Genomic DNA, 21,996 nt, shown 5'->3' with positions numbered 1-21,996 from the left:
AGAACAGGCTAAGCAGTCGCGTGGGCCGGAGCAGCGGCCGTGAGTGCAGGGGTTTTTTCCGTTTCCGCCAGCGGCTCCTCATCCGGCTGGGCGGTTTTTTTCTCCCGCGAAAACAGCACGTACAATCCTGGAATGAGCACCACGCCGAACAGCGTGCCGATGAGCATGCCGCCCGCCGCCGCCGTGCCGATGGAGCGGTTGCCCATGGCCCCGGCCCCGCTGGCGATGCAGAGCGGAATCAGGCCCGCGATGAAAGCAAACGACGTCATCAGGATGGGCCGCAGGCGCGAGCGGGCCCCTTCCACGGCCGCATCCAGCACCGAGGCGCCCTGCTTGCGGCGCAGCACCGCGAATTCGATAATGAGGATGGCGTTTTTGCCCAGCAGGCCGATGAGCATAATCAGCGCCACCTGGGCGTAGATGTTGTTTTCCAGGCCCAGCAGCTTCAGGCACAGGAAGGAGCCGAACACCCCGGTGGGCAAACTCAGCAGCACCGGCAGGGGCAGCACGAAGCTCTCGTACTGCGCGGCCAGCAACAGGTACACGAAAATCAAGACGATGCCGAACACGTAGAGCACCTGGTTGCCGCTCAGAATCTGCTCCCGGGTCATGCCGCTCCACTCGAAAACGTAGCCGCGCGGCAGCTCCTTGGCGGCTACTGCCTCCACGGCCTTGATGGCGTCGCCCGAGCTGTAGCCGGGGGCCGCCTCGCCGTTGAACTGGGCGGCGTTGTAGAGGTTGTAGCGGGTGAGCTGCTCGGGGCCGTACACGCGTTCCAGCTTGGTGAAGGCGGCGAAGGGCACCATTTGGGCCTGGTCGTTTTTCACGTAGAGCTTCAGCAGGTCCTCGGGGGTGGAGCGGTAGCCGGGGTCGGCCTGAATCATGACGCGGTACATCTGGCCGAAGCGGATGAAGTTGGAAATGTAGTTGGCCCCCATCAGGGTTTGGAGCGTGCTCATGGCCTGGGCCACGTTCACGCCCTTTTTGGCCGCCAGGTCGGCATCGACGTGGATGAGGTACTGCGGGAAGTTGGGGTCGAAGCCGGTGAAGGCCCCCTGCACGGCCGGCGCTTTCGCCAGGGCCTTGAGGAAGCGCTGGGCCACCCGGTCGGTCTGCTGCAAGTCGTTGCGGCCGGTGCGGTCGAGCAGCTGCATCTCGAAGCCCGAGGCGTTGCCGAAGCCCGGCACCGTGGGCGGGGTGAAAAACTGGATGTTGGCGTCGGTCAGGTGGCGGGTCTGGGCGGTGAGCTGCTTCATTAGGTCCTGCACCGATTCCGTGCGCTTGTCCCAGGCCTTGAGGTTAATCATGCCCATGCCGTAGCTGGCCCCCGACACGTCGTTCATCAGCGAGAAGCCCGCCAGCGTCGACACCGACTCCACGGGCTTGAGCTGGCTGGCGATGCGCTGTACTTCGTTGAGCACCTTGGTGGTGCGCTCCAGCGTGGCCCCGGGCGGCGTGGTCACGTTGATGTAGACCATGCCCTGGTCCTCGCTCGGAATGAAGCCCGTGGGCAGCACCCGGCTGATGCCCCAGGTGGCGACGAAAAAGCCCACCAGCAGCAGCGTGGTGATGAGCCGGCGACTGGAGAGCCAGCGCACCAGGCCCTGGTAGCGCTCGGCAAAGGCCTCGTAGCGGCGGTTAAAGCCCGTGAAAAAGCGGCCCAGCAGACCCGTGCGCTCGGAATCAGCCTGCGGCTCTTTCAGCATGAGCGCGCACAGGGCGGGCGTGAGCGTCAGGGCATTAATGCCCGAAATGACGATGGCAATGGCCAGCGTGAGCGAAAACTGCCGGTAGAACACGCCCACCGGCCCGCTCAGGAAGGCCACCGGCACGAACACCGCCGACATCACCAGCGTGATGGCAATGATGGCCCCGCTAATTTCGCTCATGGCCGCCAGCGTGGCACCCATAGCGGACAAATGTTCTTCGTGCATCTTGGCGTGCACGGCCTCCACCACCACAATGGCGTTATCGACCACGATGCCAATGGCCAGCACCAGCGCGAAAAGCGTGAGCAGGTTAATCGAGAAGCCCAGCAGCTGCATGAAGGCCAGCGTGCCGATAAGCGCCACCGGCACGGCCAGCGCCGGAATCAGCGTGGAGCGCCAGTCCTGCAAAAACAGGTACACCACCACGAACACCAGCAAAAACGCCTCCACCAGCGTGCGCAGCACCTCGTGAATGCTCGCGTCGAGAAAGCGCGACACGTCGTAGCTGATGATGTACTTCATGCCCGGCGGAAAGCTGGTTTTTTGCAGCTCCTCCATGCGGATTTTGATGTTTTCGATGATTTCCGAGGCGTTGGAGCCCGGGAGCTGCTTGAGGCGAATGGCGGCCGAGGGCCGGCCGTTGGTCTTGGATTCCATTCGGTAGGTCTGGGCCCCGAATTCCACGTCGGCCACGTCCTTGAGGCGCAGCACCGAGCCGTCGGGGTTGGCCCGGACCACGATGTTGCGGTACTGCTCGGGCTTTTCCAGCTTGCCGGTGTAGCGCAGCACGTACTGCAGCATCTGCGGGGCGCGGCCCGAACTCTCGCCGGTGCGGCCGGGGGCGGCCTCGATGTTCTGCTGCTGAATGGCCGTCACAACTTCCTCCACCGACGTGCGGTAGGCCAGCAGGCGGTCGGGCTTCATCCACACCCGCATCGAGTACTCGCGGTTGCCCAGCAGCTCGGCCAGGCCCACGCCCTTGATGCGCTTGAGCTCGTTGAGGATGCTGATGTCGGCGAAGTTGTAGATGAACTGCTCGTCGGCGGCGGGGTCGTTGCTCACCACGTTCAGGTACATGAGCATGGAGTTCACCTCCTTCTCCGTCATCACCCCGTTGCGAATCACCTCCTGCGGCAGCTCGTCAATCACCGTGGAAACGCGGTTCTGCACGGCCACGGCCGCAATGTCGGGGTCCACGCCCACCTCGAAATACACCGTGATGAGCGTGGTGCCGTTGTTGGAGGTCACCGTCGAGAGGTAGGTCATGCCCGGCACGCCGTTGATGGCCCGCTCCAGCGGCACGGCCACGGCCTTGGCGCAGACTTCGGCGTTGGCCCCGTTGTACTTGGCCCGCACCGTCACCGAGGGCGGGGCAATGTCGGGGAACTGCGTGATGGGCAGCGTGAAGAGCGCCCCCACCCCCAGCAGGGTGATAAAGAGCGAGATGACCAGCGAGAGCACCGGCCGGCGAATGAAGATACTGAGCATGGGTTTCGGAGTTTTAATTACAGTTGGGCACGCAGAAAGCCGCGCCCCTACTTGCCCATGGCCAAGCTGTTGAGCGTCACCGGCCGGGTGGTGATGCGCTCCCCGTCGCGCAGGTCCTGAATGCCTTCGCACACGATGGTTTCCCCCGCTTTCAGCCCGCTTTTCACCACGTAAAAGGCGTCGAGGCGGCTCTGGGGCACGAAGTTGCGCTGGCGCACCGTGCCCTTGGCGTCCACCACGTACACGTAGTTCTTGTCCTGCTGCTCGAACACCGCTTTCTGGGGCACCAGCAGGGCATCGGCCACGGTGTTGGCCAGGCGCACCTTGCCGGTGGCGCCGTGCTTGAGCAGGCTCTTGGGGTTGGCAAAGCGGGCCCGGAACGCAATGGCCCCGGTGCCGGCCTTGAACTGGCTTTCCACGGTTTCAATCTTGCCGGCCGGGGGGTAGAGCGAGCCATCGGCCAGCACCAGCCGCACCTGGTTGGTGCTGCGGGCCGGGTCCTGGTCGCGGGTTTTGATGTACTCCAGGTACTCGGCCTCCGACACGTTGAAGTAGGCAAACACCTCGCGCGCATCCGTCACCGTGGTGAGCAGGGTGCCGTCGTCCACCAGGCTGCCCACTTTCAGGGGCTCACGGTTCACTACCCCATCAAAGGGGACCCGCACCAGGGTGTAGGACAGCATCAGGGCCGCGTTGCGCTCGCCCGAACCGGCTTCCTTCACCCGGGCCTGAGCGGACCGCAGCTTGGCCAGCGCCACGTCCAGCTCGGTTTTCGAGATGATATTCTCCTTGGTGAGCATGCGCACCCGCTCCAATTCCAGGGTGGCTACCCGGGCCTGCGCGTTCGCGTCGCTGCGCCCGGCGCGCAGCCGGTCAAACCGGGTGCGGTACTCGGTGTCGGTGATGCGGAACAGCGGCTGGCCTTTCTTCACCAACTGTCCCTCGTCCACGTAGATTTTCTCCAGAAAACCCTTCACCCGGGCCCGCAGCTCTACGTTGCGCACGGCCTGCACGTCGGCCACGTACTCGCGGGTGAGCACCGTGTCGTGGGCCGCCAGGCGCATCACGGGCAGGGCCACGGCGGGCGGAGCGGCCGCTTCGGCTTCGGCGTTACCCTGGCCGCAGCCGGCCAGCAAGGCGCTTCCGCCCACAAAAAATGGCAGACAATAATGGCGCAGGTGGCGCAACAAGGGGCTTTGCATAGACACAGTCAGGTGAGGGCCGCACCACGGGGCGCGGGGGGTAGCAGGGAAAATCAATAGGTTAGGGATTCTGGGCGCTACGGCAGCAGGGCCAGCAGCTCTTCGTCGATGAGGTCGGGCACCGGCGGCCGGGTCACCAGGTAGCAGCGGGCCACGCGGTCGAGCAGCGCCTGTCCCCGGCGCACGATGGCCGTGCCCCGGTCCGCCGACCATTCCAGCACGGGGTCGGCGGCAAGCACCGCCTGCCGCCACCACAGCAGCGAAGCATCCGAGGGCCCGAGGCGCCGCACCATGTCGCGCCGCAGTGGGCGCACGGCCAGCAGCTGGGCCGCGGGCGAAAGAGCCGAAAAAGAGATGACGGTAGCCATGCGTGGGGAGGCTTAAATGGAAGAAATGAGAGATAAAACGACCTTAGTAGGCCGTGCGGCAGGCATTATCGGCCTGGCGGCAGGCGTCGGTGCAGCGACGACAGTAGTCGGGGGGCAGCTGGGTCTCTTCGTCGGCGCAGGCGCGGCAGAGTTCGGCGCATTCGCGCAGCAGGAATTTCACGTGCTCGGAGCCCCGCGCCACGAAGGCGGCCACCAGCTGGCACAGGTCGGCGCAGTCGCGGGTGAGCTGGATGCTGCGCGCGGCGGGCGCCCCGTCGGGCGCGGCCAAGTTGCCGGCGAAGCATTCGTTGCGGGCGGCCGGGCAGGCATTCAGGGCGTTAAGCAGGTGTTGTTGGCGGGGAAGCATTGAGGGGAACAAGACAAAAAACAAGGGTGAGCAAACGGCAAAACCCGGCGCGTCAGGGCGGCGGGGCCGCGGCCGTATCGGGCAAGGCCAGCGGGGCGGCGGGCAGGCGGAACGTCACCGATTGAGCGTCGGTGGCGCGGTCCTGCAACTCGGCCTTCATCTCCTGGTCCCACACCCGGTTGTCGAGCTGGAGCAGGAAATAGAAATTGAGGCCCGTGGAGAGCACCAGCACGCCCACCAGCAGGTAGAGCAGCATCCAGGGGCGTTTTTCTCGTTTCATAGCAGCGGCCTAGCGACAGGGAAGGCCACAAAGCACCCTCCCCGACATTAACGCGGTCTGAATGCGACATTAAAAAACATTAAATGCGGCCCGCTCAGGCTTTAGCAACCGGCAGCCGCAGCGTGACCGTGGTGCCCCGGCCGGGGGCCGATTCCAGCCGCAGCTCGCCGCCGTGGCGCTGGGCAATTTTCTGGGTCACGGCCAGCCCAATGCCGTAGCCGGGCTCGTGGCGGCCGTTTTCGGCCCGGTACAGCGGCTCCTGCACCCGGGCCAGCTCGGCGGGCTCAATGCCGATGCCGGTATCGGCCACGGCTACTTCCACGGTGGTTGGGCTGGGGTAGCTCAGGGTGGCCCGCACCCCGGCCCGGGAGTATTTGCAGGCGTTGTCGAGCAGGTTGAGCAGGGCCGTGGTCAGCAGTTCCGCGTTGCCCATTACCGCAAATGGCGTGTCAAGCACAACTGGCAACTGACCGAAATCCACGCGCAGCGCACGCCCCGGATAGCGGCCCTGGCACTGGGCCACGGCCTGGGTCAGGCACTCGTCGAGGCGCACGAGCTGGCGCCGAAACAGGGCCTCGTCGGCCTGGGCCAAGGCCAGCAGGCCGTTGGTGAGGGCCACGAGGTGCAGCATCTCCTCCACCGCCGAGGCCATGCTCTCCCGGGCTTCGGGCAGCGTCTGGTCGTAGGCGTGAGCCGTTTGCAGGGTGCCGAGCGCCACCGTCAGCGGCGTGCGCAGCTCGTGCGAGGCGTGGTTCACAAAACTCTTTTGAGCCTCAAAGGCCAGTTCTACGCCGTTCAACATCTGGTTGAAGGTGATGGCCAGCTGCGCAATTTCGTCGGTGCCGTTGCCCTCGTCCACCCGCCGGCTCAGCTCGCGGGCCGTGATTTTCTGCACCTGCTTCACCACCCGCGCAATGGGCTTGAGCGACTCATCGGCAAAGTACCAGCCGGCCAGGAGGATGAGCACCAGCGCCCCCACGTTGCCAGCCAGCAGAATCAGCCGCAGGTTGGCCAGTTGCGCCCAGCCCAGCTCGTCGTAGCCGGCCGCAAACAGCCGGTACGGCCGGCCCGCCGGCCCGTAGGTTAGCCCCACCGCATCCAGCGTCCCGGTCCGGAAGCGCACCGGCGGGTCGCCCGCGTCGAGGCGCGCCAGCTGCGCCCGGTTCTCGCCCTGCGGCACGGTGTCGGCGCTCACGTAAATCAGGCGGTTATCGGGCGCGTAGATGCTGATTTCCTCCTGCTCGATGGTCAGCAAATCCCGCCGGCGAAAGGCCCGGGCGGCCCGGCTGGTGTCGGTGGGGTGGCGCAGGTGCAGGCGGGCCGTCATCACGGCCTTGCCCGCCAGCCGGCGCGTGAAGCGCTGCTCCCGCGCCACCGCGTGGAAGTAGTACACAAAGGCCGAGAAACTGAGCTGAATGGCCAGCACCAGCAGCGTAAAGCGCAGAATGAGCTTGTTGCGAATCAGCATGGCCTCTTGGGTTACCCTTCGCGGGCCACGTAGCCCATGCCCACCACGGTATGAATCAGCTTCGTGTCGTAGCCTTTGTCGAGCTTCTTGCGCAGGTGGCTCACGTACACGTCGATGATGTTGGTGTTGGTGTCGAAGTTCAACTCCCAGACTTTCTCGGCGATATCGACCCGCGAAATCACCCGGTTGCGGTTCAGCAGCAGGTATTCGAGCAGCGCATATTCCTTGGTAGTGAGCTCGATGCGCTGCCCGGCGCGGGTCACGGCCTTGGAGTCGAGGTTGAGCTCCAAATCGGCCAGGCGCAGCACGCGCTTCACGGCCGTCGCTTCGGAGCTGCGCCGGGTGAGCACCCGCGCCCGCAGCAGCAGTTCCTTGAACTCGAAGGGCTTCACCAGGTAGTCGTCGGCCCCGGCCTCAAAGCCCGTCACCTTATCGTTGAGGCTATCCAGCGCCGTGAGCAGCAGCACCGGCACCTGCGGGTAGTCGGCCCGGATGAGCCGGCACAGCTCAAAGCCGTTGATGTAGGGCAGGTTCACGTCCAGAATCACCAGGTCGTAGGTGTTCTGCTGCACCAGCGAGAGGCCCATGCGGCCGTCGTAGGCCACGTCCAATTCGTAGCCCTCGTTGCGAAAGCCTTTGCCCACGAAGGAGGCAAGCTTGGGTTCATCTTCAACGAGTAGGATTTTCATATGGAAGCAAAGGACGTACTATCGGGGCAGTATGTGCCAAGCGAGCCGAACCAGGCCAGATAATTCGAATCGCAAGCGCAAAAGTGAACCGCCTCTGCTTAATAATGTAGTTCTTGTCCCTATTGAGCGGATTTACACGATAAGTACGTACTTAATTGATTTACAGTGTGCTAATAATTAAATTTGCTTGTCCTAAAAAAAGAAAGCCTTTTGTAGCAACGCAGCCCCTGCACGCTCTTTTACTCGGGTTGCCAGGTTTTCACACCCCAACCCACCATCATTTCCGGAAACCAATAGCTTCGCACCCGGCATATGTTAGGAGAGCATCAAAAAGTGTGGGGCAGTCCAAATTTCTGGTCTGTCTAGAAGCTAGCACAGCCATTAGCCACTTACCCTGAAACAGAATTGCCCCACACTTTTTGATGCTCTCCTACGAGGAAGTGCTCAAGAAAAAGAACGTCGAAACCGCCTTCAACTACCAGAAGATTACTGATGAGTTGACGGCGCAGAGTGTGGAGCTGATTGCCACGCTCAAGAACCCCGGCCGCTACTCCATGACCGAAGCCGAGCGGTTGCGAGCCATGGGGCAGGCTAACGACTAAATGGTCAATGCCTTGCAGCTGCGGCAGGAAGCCGACCGCCTGATTCAGGAAGCAGGCAAGCGCGGACCAGCAAAGCAGGCGGTGGAAGGAGCTTACCGGAACCAGCTACTGCAGAATCCACTGCTGCGCAGCATCAGCCGCTCGGGCAGATTTTAGAAAAATTCAGGTATTGGGCAAAGTGTGGGATGCAGGAACGTCAGGCATTCAATAGCAAAACAGAATTACGTCAAGCCCTTTAAACGCTTACAGCAAAGCTTTTCGGACAAGTACCAGCAATTCTTCTATATTGCTAACAGACCCGTTGTAATGAATCTCGGGCGCAAATAAATCCCCGGTGGCCACTTCCACTGCATCGGAGGTGTTCGGCCAGTAGACGCGCACGATTTTGCCACCCTGGAGCAGCACGTAGAGGTTGCCCTCGTCATAATGGGTGCCGCTGGGCAAGTAGTCCACGAAGACAAATCCTGCGGCTTCAAGTCGCTTCCGGTTCATATAGTAGCCCAGCAACTGGTGTGTTGGTGAAAGGGCTGAGCGCCCGCGAAAATTCATTGCTACGACCGTTTTTCGGTCCACAACGTGTTTAGCTGCGCTTCGGCCTTGTCGTAGAGGCGCTGCAGGATTTTGTGTTTGCGGACTAATGCTTGGTAGCGCTGGCGGGCGACGAGGGCCAGGCCGCAGCCCAGGAGCAGGAGTGCGCTGAGTAGTCCCTCAAGCCAAGTCATAATCCGTCAAGTAAACTGGGTTTGTATTAGCGCGATATCCTATTCCGACTCGCTCCTAATTCAGGCCAATACCCTCAAGGCCATTTAGATGCAGTTGAAAGCCGCATGGGAGTTATCGTGCATCTATTTCGGCTGGCACAGCACAGATGCGTAACTGGTAATAGCCGGCTAGCCGGCAAGATTGGTTAGAGATAGGCAGAGAAACGACAAAGCGCCTTGAATTTACTACTATTCTTTTGGTGAACGCGCTTTTCTTTAGGTGCCCGGGTATTGAGTACCACGGCTGCTAGAGCCAAGAAAAACCCCGAACTGGGCCGGTACGCACAATTCGGGGTTTCACGTTAGCCTACACCTGAATCGCTAATAGAAACGCCGGTACGCGACGGTCCGGGGCCGGGCCACGACATACGCCGGGGCGGGCGCGTAGTACACCGGGCGAACCGGGGCCACGACCACCACGGGGGCCCGACGCACCAGCAGCCGGGGGGCCGGGTGCACGATAACGACGGGCCGGGGAGCCGGCCGGCGGTAGTACACAACCTGCGCCTGGGCCGAAAGACTGGTGCTGCCCAAAACAGTCAGCACGAACAAGAGCATTTTTTTAGTGAGCAACATGGCACAAGTATAAGGATGGAAGAAAAGAACATCGGAGCCCCTAGCGCAGCCGGATGGTGCGAGTGCGGCCGTTAATCGTGACGGAGGCGATATTGTCGCAGGCCTGGGTGCCGGCCGGGTCGTAGTTGAGCAGCATCGATTTCTCCTGCGCGTTGGTCACCGTGACGGTGCCGGCCGTGAAATGACGGGCGCAGCCGGCGGCAAATTCCTTTACCAGCGGCTGCCCAATGACCACTGCATACGTTTTGCCCTGGCGGTTGGTGCCCGTGGCCGAGCCCGTGACGCTGTACTTGTCGTCCAGAATGGTGGGGGTGCCGAAGCCGGCCGTGCGGGTATACGTGCGCTCGGCCGACCAGCGGTGGGTGCCTTCCGGGGTGATGACGCTGGCCTGGGCGGAGCTCAGGGAAAAGGAGCCGTTGCCCAGGTTGGTCAGCACGCGGGTGCCGGTGTGCTGCTTGTCGTTCACGAAGTAGTCGACCGGCGTCACGGTCACCACCGCGCCGCTTTGGCGGTAGGGGCCGCTAAACACGGCCACGAGCTTGCCGCGCCGGGCCACGCCGTTAGGACCCACGCAGTTGGTCGGGCCAAAATCCAGCGTCAGGGTTTGGGTGGCGGCATCGTAGGTACGAGTGACGCAGCCGGCGAGCAGGCGGGCCAAATCGGCCGGGCTGGCAACGGTAGCGCTGGTGGATTGGGTCACGTCCTGCGGGGCGGCGGCATCGAGCAGGTCGCTGGTGGCGGCGTTTTCGTCCTCGGCCACGCCGCTGTCTTCAGCGGAAGCTATGCTTTCGAGCGCGGCGGGGTCGCGGTCCTTATCGCAGGAGGCGAGCAGGAGCATACCACTGGCCAGCGTCGCCAAACCCAGGTGGTGAAGATTGAACATTTTCATGACGAGTAAAATAAGGAGGATTAAAAAGGTCGGTTTCGGTGGCTTGGAGGCATAACAGGTTGTTGGGTTTAACACGATGCTGGTATTTTTTAAATAATGCCTGCTCTTTAAACTTTTCCCCAAAGGGCCAGTCCATCTGCCTGTTCACTCCTTCTTTCACTGCTGCACTTGTCATGAATCGACTACTACTTCTGCTCGGGCTCGTGGGCAGCGCCCTTTCCGGAGCCCGCGCTCAAACGCCCAACTTCAGCGCCGTGGACGCGCTGCTCACCACCAACCTGGCCCGCTACAACGGCAGCGTAGTGTGCCTCGTCAAGCAGGGCAACCGCCTAGTGTACTACCGGGCGCTGGGCACGCTCGACAGCCTGTCGGTCGTCCCCATTGCCTCGGCCACCAAGAACATCACCGCCGCCGTGGTGCTGCGCCTGGCCCAGGAAGGGGTGCTGGGCCTCGACGACTCCATTGGCACCTACCTGCCGCGGGCCACGTTCTTCCGCAAGGGCAGCTCCACCATTCGCCAGAACTTTGCGCATACCGGCGGCTGGGCCGGTACCAGCGGCGAAGACTTTCTGGCCCGCACCAACATTACCCTGGCCCAGAGCGTGGACAGCATCCTGCGCGAAGACCCCCAGCTATACCGGCCCGGCACGGCCTTCAAATACAGCGGCGTCTCGATGCAGGTGGGCGGCCAATGCGCGGCCGTGGCCGCGGGCACCGACTGGAACACGCTCTTCACCACGCGTATTAAGCAGCCGCTGGGCCTGAGCAGCACCACGTACCAGCTCAGCAGCCCCACCAACCCGCGCCTGGCCGGCGGCATCAATTCCAACGCCCGCGACCTGATGCGCTTCACCCAGTTCATTTTGCGCAACGGCAAGGTGGGCACCACTCAGGTCATCGACTCGGTGTGGATGCAGGAAATGTGGCGCGACCAAACCAACCGGGTGCCCCAGTTGGCCTCGCCCTACCCGGCCAACCCAACCTATAATAATCCCTACAATCAGCCCGTCATCTACTACGGCTTCGGCGCGTGGCAGGACGTGTACAACCCGACCACCCGCTACACCGAGCAACTCAGCGGGGCCGGGGCCTTCGGCACCATCTACTGGGTGGACCGCTGCCGGGGCATCACGGGCGTCATCCTGACCCAATCCAACTACGCCCGGGTGTCCGGCGTCTCGATGCAGGCCATCGACCTGATTCGGGCCCAGATTGGCGGCGGCTGCTCGACGGTGACGGCCGTGCGCGAATCGGCCGCCACTGCGTCCTTAACCCTTTACCCCAACCCGGCCCACGACCGGATTTACCTGGAAGGGCCCGCCGGGCCGGGGGCCGAGGTCAGCGTCTGGTCGGTGACCGGGCAGCAGGTCGCGCCGCCCGTGCAGCTGCGCGCCGGCGAAAGCCTCCCCACCACGGGCTGGCCGGCCGGCCTCTACTACGTGCGGCTGCGCGTCAACGGCGGGCCGGCGGGCTACCGCAAAATCCTCGTGCAGCCCTGAACCGTCACCCTAGTCCTACCCTAAGAATCAGCGGAAATAAGAGCCTTGTTATGATGCAACTGCTAAAAAAATGGCTGCTCGCCAGCCTGGTGCTGGGCGGGACGGCGCTGGCGGGCTACGCCCAGGCGCCGGCCACCTGGCGCTGGGCCACCAAGGGCGGCTCGGCCGGCGTCGACGACTACTGCCGGGGCGTGGCCCTGGACGAGCGGGGCGCGGTCTGGATTACCGGCGACTTCAAAAACAGCTTCTCCCTGGCCGGCACGCCGGTGCAGGCCGCCGGCGGGGCCGACACCTACGTGGCGCGCCTGCGGCCCAACGGCAGCGCCCAAATGGTGCGCACTTTCGGGGGGCTGGGCCCCGAAGTGGGCGTGGACCTCGACACCTACGGCCCGGAATGCGCGGCCTACATCACGGGCACCTACTTTGGTCCCCTGACCCTGAACCCCGGCGTGAGCTTGCCCGCGCCCCGCGGCCAGCGCGACGTGTACGTGACCCAGTTTGACTCGCTGGGCCGGGCCGTGTGGGCGTCCACGTTCGGCAGCCGGGGCAGCGACTCGGGCAACGAGGTGGTGACTTCCGCCACGGGCGAGGTCTGGGCGACGGGCATTTTCGCCGGCGACTCCATCCAGTTTCCCGATGGGAGCCGGGTAGCCAAAGCCGGTGGTCCCGACGACGTGTGGGTCAGCAACCATTCGCGCACGGGCCGCTTCCGGCGGGGCTTCACGCTGCCCGGCACCGGCCACGAGGAAGGCCGCGGCATCAGCGTGGACGCCACCGGCCACGTGCTCTTGTCCGGGGAGTTCGATGCCACCGTGCAGGTTGGGGGCGCCACCCTCACTTCGCGCGGCGGCAGCGATATCTACCTGGTGCGCTACGACAGCCTGGGCCAGGTGCAGTTTTACAAGCACTGGGGCGGGGCGGGCCTCGACCACGCCCGCGGCGTGGACGCCGACGCGGCCGGCAACGTGTACGTGTCGGGCGTGTTCACGGGCAGCGTCAGCTTCGACGGCACCGTGCTCACGTCCGTGGCCGGCAGCAAAGACGTCTTCGTCGCCAAGCTCACGCCCACCGGCACGCTGCTGTGGGTGCGGCAAATCGGGGGGCCTTCGCCGGTGGACGAGGGCGCCGAGCTGGAAGTCAGCGCCACCACCGGCAACATGGTGCTGACGCCCAACGTGGGCGCGGTGACGACGCTGCCCAACGGCACGGTGGTGACGGGTAACGCCCAAAACCAGTTGGTGCTGAAGCTAAACTCGTCCGGGCAGGTGCTCTGGCACAAGCTGGTGCCCGGTACCGGGGGGCAGGTCATCAACTTTGCCGTGGGCCTCGACAGCCGGGAGAACGTGGCCGTGGCCGGCTCTTTCACGGGCAACATGACCTTTGATGCCCTGCCGCTGGCGGGCGAGCCCCAACCTACCACGCCGGGGGGGCCGCTGGTGGGCGATTTTTACGTGGCGTACCTGCCTGCTTCGGCGGGGGTGCTGGCCGTGGCGCCGACTACCGACCAGCGCGCCGCCACCTTCTACCCCAACCCCGTCGCGGCTACGCTGCACCTGCTCACGCCGGCCGGCCTGGAGCGCGCGACGCTGCGCGACAGCCAGGGCCGCCAAGTGCGCGACTGGCGGCGGCCGGCGGCCGCCCTCGACGTGGCCGACGTGCGGCCCGGCTACTACCTGCTGCGGCTGGAGCTGCTGGGCGGAGCCGTGGTGCACCAACCTCTTCTCAAACAATAACACCTGCTTACTTTCCATGAAAAAGCTCTTCGCTCTCTTGCTGGTCCTGCTGCCCTGGCTGCCGGCCTCCGCGCAAGCCCCGGCCCCGCTCGTCGCCGACTCCGCCGTGCTGCAGGGTGTGCTGCGCAAGTGGTACACCCAACTGCCCCGCAACTACGCCAGCCAGACGACCGCCGCGCCGCTGCTGCTGGCCCTGCACGGGGGCCTGGGCACGGCCCGCAACTTCGCCGGTTCCAGCGGCTGGCCGGCCATTGCCGACACGGCGGGCGTCATTCTGGTGTTTCCGGAGGGCGGCATCCGGCAGGGCCCGGGCGGCTTTGTCTGGAACATCTACTCCTGGGACGCCACCTACTCGTTCTACAACTCGCCCCTCAACGACGTGGCGTATTTGGACACGGTGATGAACCGGGTGAGCCGGCGCTACCGCGTCGATGCCAACCGGCTGTATATGATGGGCTTTTCCAACGGCAGTAGCATGGTCAACACCTACCTGTTCCGCAACTCGGCCCGGCTGGCGGCGGCGGCTCCGGTCAGCGGCTCGTTCATGACCACGCTCGCCATCAACCCCTACACCAACCCCTACCAACCCAACGGCCAGGTGCCCGTGTGGATTTGGCGGGGCCAGCAGGAAAACCAGCAGGTGCCCGGCACCAGCGAAACCCGCCGGGTGTCGGACCAGAACCAGAAGCGCTACTGGATAAGCTACAACCAAACCGGGCCGGGGGCCGACCGCATCACCCGCCCCACCCTGGGCGGCTACACCTACACCGACACCCTGTTTGCCAGCACCGACTGCCGGGGCGCGGTGCGGTTCACGGAAGTGGCGGGCCAGAACCACCAGTTCGTGCCCGCCTACGCCGCCCGGCTCTGGAACGAGTTTTTCCGGGGCACCGTGCGCACCTGCGCCAACACACCGCTGGCCGCGGCCCCGGCGGCCAGCCGGGCAGTGCTGAGTGTGTACCCCAACCCGGCGCGCGACGAATTCCAGCTGGGCACCAACCAGCCGGTGGTGCAGGCGACCCTTTACAACGCGGCGGGGCGGGCCGTGCCGTTGCGGCAGCAGGGGGCCACCTACCTGCTGAACGGAGTGCGGTCGGGACTCTACCTGCTGCGCGTCCAGTTCCGCGATGGCACCGTGGGCACCCACAAATTAGTGGTTGAGTAAATAAACCCGGCGCGCTTTCCATCATCAAACGGCCAAGTCAACTACTTACCCTTCTTCACTTTGCTAAATTTTACCACCATGAAGCGCCTCCGTATTCAACCCGCTATTTTCGCTCTGCTCGTGCTGCTGGTCGCCACCGTGGCGGGGCTGGCCCGCCCGGCAGCCGCGCCTTTCCGAGGCCCCGGCGGTCCCGCGCGTCCCGAAATCAAGGCGTATTTAAAACAGAACGTATTGCCCGTGGTGCGGCGTCAGCGCCAACAGTTGGAACCCGTGCTCTCCGCGGCAGACCAAACCCAACTCGCTGGCTACCGCGCCCAACTCCAGGAAATCCGCCAGCGGCGCCAGGCCCTGCGGCAAAGCATCGGAGCAACTGCTGCTCCGGACAGTGCCCGTCCTGCCCTGACGGCGGCCCAGCGCCAACAAGCCCAACAGTTGCGCACGGAGGCCCGGACCATTTTGCTGCGCGTGGCCCAGCTGGCACAGAAATACGAAACCGCCATCGCCCAGCAGCTCGGGCCGCTTCAGCCCCAGAAAGAGCAGTGGGCCGCCGACATCAAAGCCATCGTGCTGAAACACGCGACACCCGAGCAGCAGCAGCAGCTCAGCCGTTTTGCGGGCCGGCGGGGGCACCGGGGGCCGGTCAACGGACTTTTCCGGCCCGTGGCCTTCCTGCTCCTGGTGCCCGGTACCCCAGGCGTTTCCGGACAGCCGGGCAAGCCAACCGCCTTGTATCCTAACCCAGTTGGCGCCACCGCGCAGCTCGATTACCGCGTTGAACAAGCAGGGGCCGTGACCATCAACCTGCTGGACAGCCGGGGCCAGTTGCTGCGTACGCTCGCCGCCGAAACGCAGCAGGCCCCCGGCACCCATACCACGCAAGTGGCGCTGGGCGACCTGGCGGCGGGAACGTATTACTACCAAATCACGACCCGCGCGGGCACCGAAACCAAACGGTTTTTAAAAGAATAAGCGTTTTGTGTCGAGCTGTTCAATAGCTTACTCCTCTATTTCCTTACTTTTCTTCCCAGTGAAAAATACGCTTCTGCTGTTAGCTGCTGTGGCCCTGACGGCCACTTGCCGCGCCCAAACTCCCGCCGCTGCAACCCCAGCCAGTTCGGCCAGTCGGCCGGCGCCCGCGCAGCGCGCCGAACGCCAGATTCAAACCCTCACCCAGGAACTTAACCTGACGGCCGAGCAAGCCCCGAAAGTGGAGCGCATCGTCCAGGCGCAGCAGCAGGAACTGCAGGCGCTGCGGGCCCAAACGAGCGGGGGCGGCAACCGCCGGAAACTTTTTCAGCAGCTGAAAGCTTCCCAGGAGAAGTACAACGGCCAGTTCCGGGCCGTGCTCACCCCCGAGCAGTTCACGCGCTACGAGCAGCTGCAAGCGCAGCGTCGGGAACAGTTGCGCGCCGCCCGCCAAAACCGTCAATAGCCGCTAGCACATAACAGGTGCTGAAATGGCAGCCGGCAAAAGCAGGAAACGGTAGTCATTTCGCAGCGCCAAACTGAGGCTTGCTCTCACAGTGCCGGCGGCAGGTAAACAATAAGCTAGAGGGCGGGCTACCAGAACTTCACGTACAGCGCCGTAATGAGCAGGACGATGGTTGTAATCAAGGCCAGCTGCCGGGGCGACACGCGGAACATGCCGCGCTCCAAATGGATGGCCTTGGGGTTTACGGCCGGCCCGGCCAGGCTGATGACCACCATCAGGGCCATGGTGAGAAAAAACGACCAGCCCATGCTCACCAGAAACGGCACTTCGAACACGCCTTTGGCGTTGCGGAAGGCCGAATAGAACAGCGTCTCGGGGCCAAACAAGCGGGTGGCAAAGTCGTTGAAAAACAGCGAGAAGCCGAAGCCCGCCAGCATGCCGACCACGGCCGCCGGGGCGGTGGTGCGCTTCCAGAACATGCCCAGCAGGAACACGGCCACGATGCCAGGCGAGATGTAGCCGGTGTACTTCTGCACGAACGTGAAGCCGCCGTTGCCGCCCACGCCCAGCAGGTCTTCCCAGGTGAAGGCGATGGCCAGCAGCATGGCCACCAATACCGTGAGGCGGCCTACCCACACCAGCTTTTTCTCGGTGGCTTCGGGGTTGAGGTAGCGGCGGTAGATGTCGAGGGTGAAGATGGTCGAAATCGAGTTCACCTTGCCCGCCAGCGAGGCCACGATGGCCGCCGTGAGCGCCGCCAGGCTCAGGCCCTTGAGGCCGTTGGGCAGGAAGGTGAGGATGGCCGAGTAAGCGTTGTCGGGGTTCACGCCTTCGCCGCCGGCGCTCATCTCGGCCTGCAGGCTGCCCTGCTGGTGCAGCACGTAGGCCGCAATGCCGGGCAGCACCACCACCAGCGGCATAATCAGCTTGAGCAAGGCCGCAAACAGGATGCCGGTGCGGGCCGTTTTCAGGTCGGCGCCCAGGGCGCGCTGCGTGATGTACTGGTTGCAGCCCCAGTAGTTGAGGTTGGCCACCCACTGCCCGCCGGTGTACATCACCAGGCCCGGCAGGGCCAGGTATTTGCTCACGTAAGCCTGCGGGGAGTCGGGCGTGGGCTTGGTGAATATCATGTGAAAATGGTCGTCGGCCGTGCCTATCAGGGCCTGAAAGCCGGCAATGGCGCTGCTGCCCAACCCAAACTTCTGGCTAACCAGCACCAGGGCCAGGTAGCTGGTGGCCAGGCCGCCGAGCAGCAGCACGGCCACTTGAATAACGTCGGTGTAGCCCACCACCTTCATGCCGCCGAGCGTGATGAAAAGCGCAAACACGGCCAGCCCCACCAGAATGAGGTGGAAGGTGCCGCTGCCGGTGCTGCCCACCAGGTTGTTGATGGCCAGCGCCCCGAGGTAGAGAATCACGGTCAGGTTGACCGCGATGTAGAGGAAGAGCCAGAAAATGCTCATTATCAGGCTCAGCGTGGCGTTGTAGCGCTGCTCCAGAAACTGCGGCATGGTGTAAATCTTCTGCCGCAGGTAGATGGGCATGAAATACACGGCCACAAAGACCAGAATAAGGGCCGCCACCCACTCGTAGGCCGCCACCGCCAGGCCTTGCGAGAAGCCGGCGCCCGACGCGCCAATGAACTGCTCGGCCGAAATGTTGGACGCAATCATCGAGGCCCCGATGGCCCACCACGTCAGCGAGCCTTCGGCCAAGAAGTAGTCCTTGGTGCTCATCTCCGCGCTTTGCTTGCGCTTGTAGATGTAGTACCCGTAGCCCGACACGCCCACGATGTAGAACAGAAAAACCAAGAGGTCAAGAGTAGTAAGTCGGTTGGACATTGGGTGGGCTACAAGGAATTCGGATAGAGTGAACGGGACCGGCTGACGGCTGCCAAACGGATGGCTCAGCAGGCTTCGTCTGGAATTGGGATGGTAATCTGTTAGCCAGGGGAGTGAACAAGCCGTGCTGCTACGGGTGCTACTGCCGCTTAACCTGAAAAATGGCGCTGGTCAGCGGCTCTTGCGAAGAAATAGGCATGCCTACTTTCATCAGGTATTCGCCGGAGTAGGCTTTCCCGTGAAACTTGAATTTGGATTGCGTGCCCGGATACAGATTGATTTCACGGACGACATACTGTTTATCCGCGGCCAGCCCTTGCAACTTCACATTGGTGAAATTTTCACGGAAACGGGGATGCATGGTGTAGCTAAAGACAATGGCCTCTGATTTGTCAGCCGCCGCGTACTGAAAGGCAGCCCGGCTACCCTGCGTGGCGTAGGGTGAAACCAGCCGGTACTGCGTCCCGCGCCAGATGGTCGGGCTGAGGGCTTTGTAGGTTTTGACGGCGGCCTGGCTAAACGCGAAGTCCGGGGCCGAAAGCTCACCCAAGTCGATGTCGTAACCCAGCTTGCCCAGCATGGCTACGTCGGTGCGGAACTTGAGCGGCTGTTTGCCCCAGGAAGTGACGTGGCTGGACAAGGCCAGCGAGGGGTAAAAAAACGAATAGCCGTAGTGTAAATAGATTCGCTCCACTGGGTCGGTGTTGTCGCTGGGCCAGAACTCGGTGAAGTATTTGAGCGCGCCGTAGTCGATGCGGCCGCCGCCGCTCGAACACAGCATCATGGGCAGCCGGGGGTATTTCTGCTGCACCCGCGCCATCACGCCGTACAAGCCCCGCACGTAATCGATGGAGAGGTTGGACTGGTTCGGCCCCAGGTACTGGGAGTAGGGGCTGGTGATTTCGCGGTTGCTGTCCCACTTGAAGTAGGCGATGCCCGGATGTTTAATCAGCAGCGAATCGATGATGCCGAAGGCAAAGTCCTGCACTTGGGGGTTGGCCAGGTCCAGCACCAGCTGGTTGCGGCGCAGCTCGTCCGGGCGGCCGGGCAGGCGTAGTATCCACTCCGGGTGACGGGTGTACAGCTCGCTCTGCGGGTTCACCATCTCGGGCTCAATCCAGAGGCCGAACTGCAGCTTGTTCTTTTTGCTTTCCGCTACCAGCAGCTGCAGGCCGCCGGGCAGCTTGGCCTTGTTGACCTGCCAGTCGCCCAGGCCGGCCTTGGCGTTGTTGCGGGGGAATTTGTTGCCAAACCAGGCGTCGTCCAGCAAAAACAGGTCGGCGCCCAGCCGGCCGCCCTGCGCCATCAGACTGGTGAGCTTGGCCTCGGTAAAGTTGAATTTGGTGGTCTCCCAGTTATTGAGCACCACCGCGCGGCTTTCCTCACCCCGGTGAATGCCGTACTTGCGGGCCCACTGTTGCAAGTTGGCGCTGCTGACCGCAGTGCCCTCGTGGCTGTAGGTGAAGATAAATTCCGGGGCCGTGAACGGCTGGTTGGGCGGCAGACGGTAATCAGAGGCGTAGGGATTAATGCCAGCCCCGACGCGCAAGCAATGGTCGTTTTCTACCTCAAACGCAAACCGGAAGTTGCCCGACCAGGCCAGGGTGCCGGCAATGACTTCGCCGCTGTATTCGGCCGCCGGCTGGTTGAGGGCCAGCAGAAACAAGGGGGCCTGGAACATGGCCGCGCGGGTACCCGATTTCGAGTCCACGAGCTTGAGGCCGCTGGTCAGCTGCGTCTCTTCCAGGCGCATCTCTTCGGCCCAATCCCCGTGCAGGTGCGTTAGCCAGTAGGAATCGGCGTTCAGCCGGAGCATGGCCGAGGCCACGCTGGCAAGCACCAGCGGCGCATTTTCCGCGTGCTGAATCTCGACCGCGCTTTTGAACACGTTTTCCTTGGCGTAGGCGGTGAGCACCATCGTCACGCTGACCGGGTAGAGGCTGTCGCGGCAAACTACCCGGAGCATGCTCACGTTCTTGCCGGTTTGCAGCGTGTGGCTCACGTATTGCAAGTCCAGCGCGGGGTTACCGTCCGCGTGGACCACCCGGATGGCCGGCTCAAAAACGTTGTCCGTACCGGCGGCCACGTAGGCCTCTTTGGTTCCCGTATCCAGTTCGGAGTAGCTGACCAGCTTTTCGCCAAAATAGCTTTGGTACACCCGGCCGCGGGCCCCCACGTTCAGCACGAGGGCCGCATTGCGCGTTTCCAGCACCAAGGGCTTGCCGGGCTGCGCCAGCGCTGCCAACGCGGAGCAGCACAGAACCAGGAGTAGCGTTAGACGTGTTTTCAAATCACATGGGGAAGTTAATGCGCTGCGTCAGGCTGGGGTTGCGCTTTCGGCTTCACTTTCAGATAGTCCGGGAAAACCGCCTCTTTGCTACCTTCCTGGCTGCGCTTATTCTGCTGCCCCCCCACGTCCTGGTACAAGGGCATATACATGCCGTTGGTTTGCTTGAGAATAGCAAATAACTGGGTGTTCATCTGCTTGACGACGGGCGCCAGCGCAGTCTCGGTAATCAGGTTGCGCGCTTCCTGCGGGTCGGATTCGATATCGTACAGCTCGTCGGTATCCCAGATACCGTAGTAGTGGATGTACTTGTACTTGTTGCCGCGTAGGGCGTGCATGGTGGGTGTGTGGGGGAAGTTACGCTCCCAGTAGTACTCGTACAGCAGCCCGTCGCGCCAGGGGATTTTTTGGCCAGTGAGCTGCGGCAGGAAGCTTTTGCCGTCCATATAAGCCGGGGCTTGCAGGCCGGCTACGCTGAGCAGGGTGGGGGCCACGTCGATGTTGGCCACGACGTCTTTGATTACGGTGCCGGGCTTTATCAACTGAGGACAGTAGGCCAGCATGGGCACCCGCATCGACTCCTCGTAGGCGTTGCGCTTGTCGATGAGCCCGTGCTCCCCGAACAAAAAGCCGTTGTCGCCCATGTACACGATGAGGGTGGATTCGAGCAGGCCGTTGTCTTTCAGGTACTTCATCACGTCGCCCACCGACTCGTCTACTCCCTGCAGGGTCTCGGCGTACCGCTTGTAGTAATCCGTAATGTTTAGGAAGCTGTGGTAGGGAAAGTCGACGCCGTGCCAGGAATTGCGCTGGTTCTGCACCCACATCGGCTGGCCCTCCTGCGACCCGATGGCGAAGGTTTTGGGCAGCTTGAACACGTCCTTGGGGTGCGTATTCATGAATTTGTCCGGCGGCGTGAAATTGGAATGCACGCCCTTGTGCGACAGGTAAAGCAGAAAGGGCTTCTTCTTGTCCAGGGTTTTCAGCCAGTCCAGCGCGTAGCCGGTCAGCTCGTTGGTGATGTAGCCTTTCTGAGGGGTCTTTACCCCGTTCACGTTCAGGCCCCGGTCGTCCGGCAGGTAGCTGCCCTGGCCGGGAAAGGAAACCCACTGGTTGAAGCCCCGCTGCGGAGGCGAGTCGGAACCACCGCCCATGTGCCACTTGCCGATAAAGCCCGTCTGGTAGCCCGCCTGCTGCAGATATTGGGCGAAGAAAACGAGCTGGGGTGAAACCGCGTTGTTATTGTCAATGACTTGGTGCTTGTGCGCGTACAAGCCCGTCAGAATGGAGGCCCGGGAAGGGGAGCACAGCGCGGTAGTCACGAAGGCATTGGGCAGGTAGGCGCCCTCCCGCGCCAGCCGGTTCAGGTTGGGGGTTTGAATGAAGGTCTGGCTTTTCAAAAAGCCCAGCGCGTCGTACCGGTGGTCGTCGGTGAGGATGAACACGATGTTGCGGGGCTTGCCCGTCCCGGTTTTCTGCAGGACGGTGGACCCGCCGGCCTGCTGCACAACCCCACCGCCGCTCTGGGCCATATTGTGAGTCACGGTGGCGCAAACCAGCCAACAGGCTCCCAGGAATTTTATGAGTTGGTATTTCATAAGTGCTTCGAATGTATTTTCTCGTTTGGTTGTCAGTGTCCT

The 21,996-nt window shown here is 63.1% G+C and carries 21 protein-coding genes; 7 read left to right on the top strand and 14 right to left on the bottom strand.

From position 1 onward, the window contains the following. Positions 1-8: 8 nt before the first annotated feature. The 7 genes from RMO51_RS03115 to RMO51_RS03085 all read right to left on the bottom strand — a co-directional run bounded on the left by RMO51_RS03115 (position 9) and on the right by RMO51_RS03085 (position 7,571). The gene (locus RMO51_RS03115; RefSeq protein ID WP_310391894.1) at positions 9-3,197 is read right to left on the bottom strand and encodes an efflux RND transporter permease subunit; all 3,189 of its coding nucleotides are present in this window, start codon (positions 3,195-3,197) and stop codon (positions 9-11) included. Positions 3,198-3,244: 47 nt separating this feature from the next. Then, positions 3,245-4,399: an efflux RND transporter periplasmic adaptor subunit gene (locus RMO51_RS03110; RefSeq protein ID WP_310391892.1), complete on the bottom strand. Its 1,155-nt coding sequence runs from the start codon at positions 4,397-4,399 to the stop codon at positions 3,245-3,247. A 77-nt stretch (positions 4,400-4,476) separates the two neighbouring features. After that, positions 4,477-4,767, bottom strand: a complete 291-nt coding sequence (locus RMO51_RS03105) for a hypothetical protein (RefSeq protein WP_310391891.1) — start codon at positions 4,765-4,767, stop codon at positions 4,477-4,479. A 43-nt stretch (positions 4,768-4,810) separates the two neighbouring features. Further along, positions 4,811-5,134, bottom strand: a complete 324-nt coding sequence (locus RMO51_RS03100; RefSeq protein WP_310391889.1) for a four-helix bundle copper-binding protein — start codon at positions 5,132-5,134, stop codon at positions 4,811-4,813. A 52-nt stretch (positions 5,135-5,186) separates the two neighbouring features. After that, positions 5,187-5,414 carry a hypothetical protein gene (locus RMO51_RS03095; protein WP_310391888.1) on the bottom strand — a complete coding sequence of 76 codons (228 nt, stop codon included), beginning with the start codon at positions 5,412-5,414 and terminating at the stop codon, positions 5,187-5,189. Positions 5,415-5,508: 94 nt separating this feature from the next. After that, complete coding sequence (locus RMO51_RS03090; protein WP_310391886.1) at positions 5,509-6,882, bottom strand: ATP-binding protein; 1,374 nt, start codon at positions 6,880-6,882, stop codon at positions 5,509-5,511. An 11-nt stretch (positions 6,883-6,893) separates the two neighbouring features. Next, complete coding sequence (locus RMO51_RS03085) at positions 6,894-7,571, bottom strand: response regulator transcription factor (RefSeq protein WP_310391883.1); 678 nt, start codon at positions 7,569-7,571, stop codon at positions 6,894-6,896. Between the two features lie 419 nt (positions 7,572-7,990). Between RMO51_RS03085 and RMO51_RS03080 the strand changes: the two genes are divergently transcribed. Together RMO51_RS03080 and RMO51_RS03075 are read left to right on the top strand one after the other, a co-directional pair. After that, a complete protein-coding gene (locus RMO51_RS03080; RefSeq protein ID WP_310391882.1) occupies positions 7,991-8,173 on the top strand; it encodes a hypothetical protein in 183 nt (60 codons plus the stop codon). Then, positions 8,174-8,329, top strand: coding sequence for a hypothetical protein (locus tag RMO51_RS03075; protein ID WP_310391881.1), 156 nt, complete (start codon positions 8,174-8,176; stop codon positions 8,327-8,329). Positions 8,330-8,416: 87 nt separating this feature from the next. Here the strand turns inward: RMO51_RS03075 and RMO51_RS03070 are convergent, their stop codons facing one another. The 4 genes from RMO51_RS03070 to RMO51_RS03055 form a co-directional block, all read right to left on the bottom strand. After that, on the bottom strand, positions 8,417-8,665 hold the full coding sequence (locus RMO51_RS03070; protein WP_310391880.1) for a hypothetical protein: 249 nt from the start codon (positions 8,663-8,665) through the stop codon (positions 8,417-8,419). Between the two features lie 59 nt (positions 8,666-8,724). Further along, positions 8,725-8,895: a hypothetical protein gene (locus RMO51_RS03065; RefSeq protein ID WP_310391879.1), complete on the bottom strand. Its 171-nt coding sequence runs from the start codon at positions 8,893-8,895 to the stop codon at positions 8,725-8,727. Between the two features lie 360 nt (positions 8,896-9,255). Continuing rightward, positions 9,256-9,510: a hypothetical protein gene (locus RMO51_RS03060; protein ID WP_310391877.1), complete on the bottom strand. Its 255-nt coding sequence runs from the start codon at positions 9,508-9,510 to the stop codon at positions 9,256-9,258. A gap of 40 nt (positions 9,511-9,550) precedes the next feature. Further along, positions 9,551-10,399 carry a hypothetical protein gene (locus tag RMO51_RS03055; protein ID WP_310391875.1) on the bottom strand — a complete coding sequence of 283 codons (849 nt, stop codon included), beginning with the start codon at positions 10,397-10,399 and terminating at the stop codon, positions 9,551-9,553. Between the two features lie 173 nt (positions 10,400-10,572). Between RMO51_RS03055 and RMO51_RS03050 the strand changes: the two genes are divergently transcribed. The 5 genes from RMO51_RS03050 to RMO51_RS03030 all read left to right on the top strand — a co-directional run bounded on the left by RMO51_RS03050 (position 10,573) and on the right by RMO51_RS03030 (position 16,228). Further along, positions 10,573-11,898, top strand: a complete 1,326-nt coding sequence (locus RMO51_RS03050) for a serine hydrolase (RefSeq protein WP_310391873.1) — start codon at positions 10,573-10,575, stop codon at positions 11,896-11,898. 50 nt (positions 11,899-11,948) lie between these two features. Further along, a complete protein-coding gene (locus tag RMO51_RS03045) occupies positions 11,949-13,631 on the top strand; it encodes a hypothetical protein (protein ID WP_310391871.1) in 1,683 nt (560 codons plus the stop codon). A 16-nt stretch (positions 13,632-13,647) separates the two neighbouring features. Next, complete coding sequence (locus RMO51_RS03040) at positions 13,648-14,796, top strand: T9SS type A sorting domain-containing protein (RefSeq protein ID WP_310391869.1); 1,149 nt, start codon at positions 13,648-13,650, stop codon at positions 14,794-14,796. A gap of 78 nt (positions 14,797-14,874) precedes the next feature. Further along, positions 14,875-15,765, top strand: coding sequence for a T9SS type A sorting domain-containing protein (locus RMO51_RS03035; protein WP_310391866.1), 891 nt, complete (start codon positions 14,875-14,877; stop codon positions 15,763-15,765). A gap of 58 nt (positions 15,766-15,823) precedes the next feature. After that, positions 15,824-16,228 carry a hypothetical protein gene (locus RMO51_RS03030; RefSeq protein WP_310391864.1) on the top strand — a complete coding sequence of 135 codons (405 nt, stop codon included), beginning with the start codon at positions 15,824-15,826 and terminating at the stop codon, positions 16,226-16,228. A 128-nt stretch (positions 16,229-16,356) separates the two neighbouring features. Here the strand turns inward: RMO51_RS03030 and RMO51_RS03025 are convergent, their stop codons facing one another. From RMO51_RS03025 to RMO51_RS03015, 3 genes are all read right to left on the bottom strand, one after another. Beyond that, positions 16,357-18,069: a sodium:solute symporter family transporter gene (locus RMO51_RS03025; protein ID WP_310391862.1), complete on the bottom strand. Its 1,713-nt coding sequence runs from the start codon at positions 18,067-18,069 to the stop codon at positions 16,357-16,359. A gap of 139 nt (positions 18,070-18,208) precedes the next feature. Beyond that, complete coding sequence (locus RMO51_RS03020) at positions 18,209-20,359, bottom strand: alpha-galactosidase (RefSeq protein ID WP_310391860.1); 2,151 nt, start codon at positions 20,357-20,359, stop codon at positions 18,209-18,211. A gap of 14 nt (positions 20,360-20,373) precedes the next feature. Continuing rightward, positions 20,374-21,954 (bottom strand): sulfatase, encoded by a 1,581-nt coding sequence (locus tag RMO51_RS03015; protein WP_310391858.1) that lies wholly within the window; start codon positions 21,952-21,954, stop codon positions 20,374-20,376. Positions 21,955-21,996: the final 42 nt, after the last annotated feature.

It is taken from the genome of Hymenobacter sp., from assembly GCF_031398885.1.
In the GTDB taxonomy this organism is placed as follows: Bacteria; Bacteroidota; Bacteroidia; order Cytophagales; family Hymenobacteraceae; genus Hymenobacter.
This window is presented reverse-complemented; position numbering and strand designations above follow the sequence as displayed.

Coding starts and splice junctions, on each gene's coding strand:
- RMO51_RS03060 (WP_310391877.1), bottom strand. CDS start 9,510: ATGTTGCTCACTAAAAAAATGCTCTTGTTCGTGCTGACTGTTTTGGGC.
- RMO51_RS03040 (WP_310391869.1), top strand. CDS start 13,648: ATGAAAAAGCTCTTCGCTCTCTTGCTGGTCCTGCTGCCCTGGCTGCCG.
- RMO51_RS03055 (WP_310391875.1), bottom strand. CDS start 10,399: ATGAAAATGTTCAATCTTCACCACCTGGGTTTGGCGACGCTGGCCAGT.
- RMO51_RS03100 (WP_310391889.1), bottom strand. CDS start 5,134: ATGCTTCCCCGCCAACAACACCTGCTTAACGCCCTGAATGCCTGCCCG.
- RMO51_RS03095 (WP_310391888.1), bottom strand. CDS start 5,414: ATGAAACGAGAAAAACGCCCCTGGATGCTGCTCTACCTGCTGGTGGGC.
- RMO51_RS03035 (WP_310391866.1), top strand. CDS start 14,875: ATGAAGCGCCTCCGTATTCAACCCGCTATTTTCGCTCTGCTCGTGCTG.
- RMO51_RS03090 (WP_310391886.1), bottom strand. CDS start 6,882: ATGCTGATTCGCAACAAGCTCATTCTGCGCTTTACGCTGCTGGTGCTG.
- RMO51_RS03085 (WP_310391883.1), bottom strand. CDS start 7,571: ATGAAAATCCTACTCGTTGAAGATGAACCCAAGCTTGCCTCCTTCGTG.
- RMO51_RS03065 (WP_310391879.1), bottom strand. CDS start 8,895: ATGACTTGGCTTGAGGGACTACTCAGCGCACTCCTGCTCCTGGGCTGC.
- RMO51_RS03045 (WP_310391871.1), top strand. CDS start 11,949: ATGATGCAACTGCTAAAAAAATGGCTGCTCGCCAGCCTGGTGCTGGGC.
- RMO51_RS03075 (WP_310391881.1), top strand. CDS start 8,174: ATGGTCAATGCCTTGCAGCTGCGGCAGGAAGCCGACCGCCTGATTCAG.
- RMO51_RS03070 (WP_310391880.1), bottom strand. CDS start 8,665: ATGAACCGGAAGCGACTTGAAGCCGCAGGATTTGTCTTCGTGGACTAC.
- RMO51_RS03105 (WP_310391891.1), bottom strand. CDS start 4,767: ATGGCTACCGTCATCTCTTTTTCGGCTCTTTCGCCCGCGGCCCAGCTG.
- RMO51_RS03115 (WP_310391894.1), bottom strand. CDS start 3,197: ATGCTCAGTATCTTCATTCGCCGGCCGGTGCTCTCGCTGGTCATCTCG.
- RMO51_RS03015 (WP_310391858.1), bottom strand. CDS start 21,954: ATGAAATACCAACTCATAAAATTCCTGGGAGCCTGTTGGCTGGTTTGC.
- RMO51_RS03050 (WP_310391873.1), top strand. CDS start 10,573: ATGAATCGACTACTACTTCTGCTCGGGCTCGTGGGCAGCGCCCTTTCC.
- RMO51_RS03110 (WP_310391892.1), bottom strand. CDS start 4,399: ATGCAAAGCCCCTTGTTGCGCCACCTGCGCCATTATTGTCTGCCATTT.
- RMO51_RS03025 (WP_310391862.1), bottom strand. CDS start 18,069: ATGTCCAACCGACTTACTACTCTTGACCTCTTGGTTTTTCTGTTCTAC.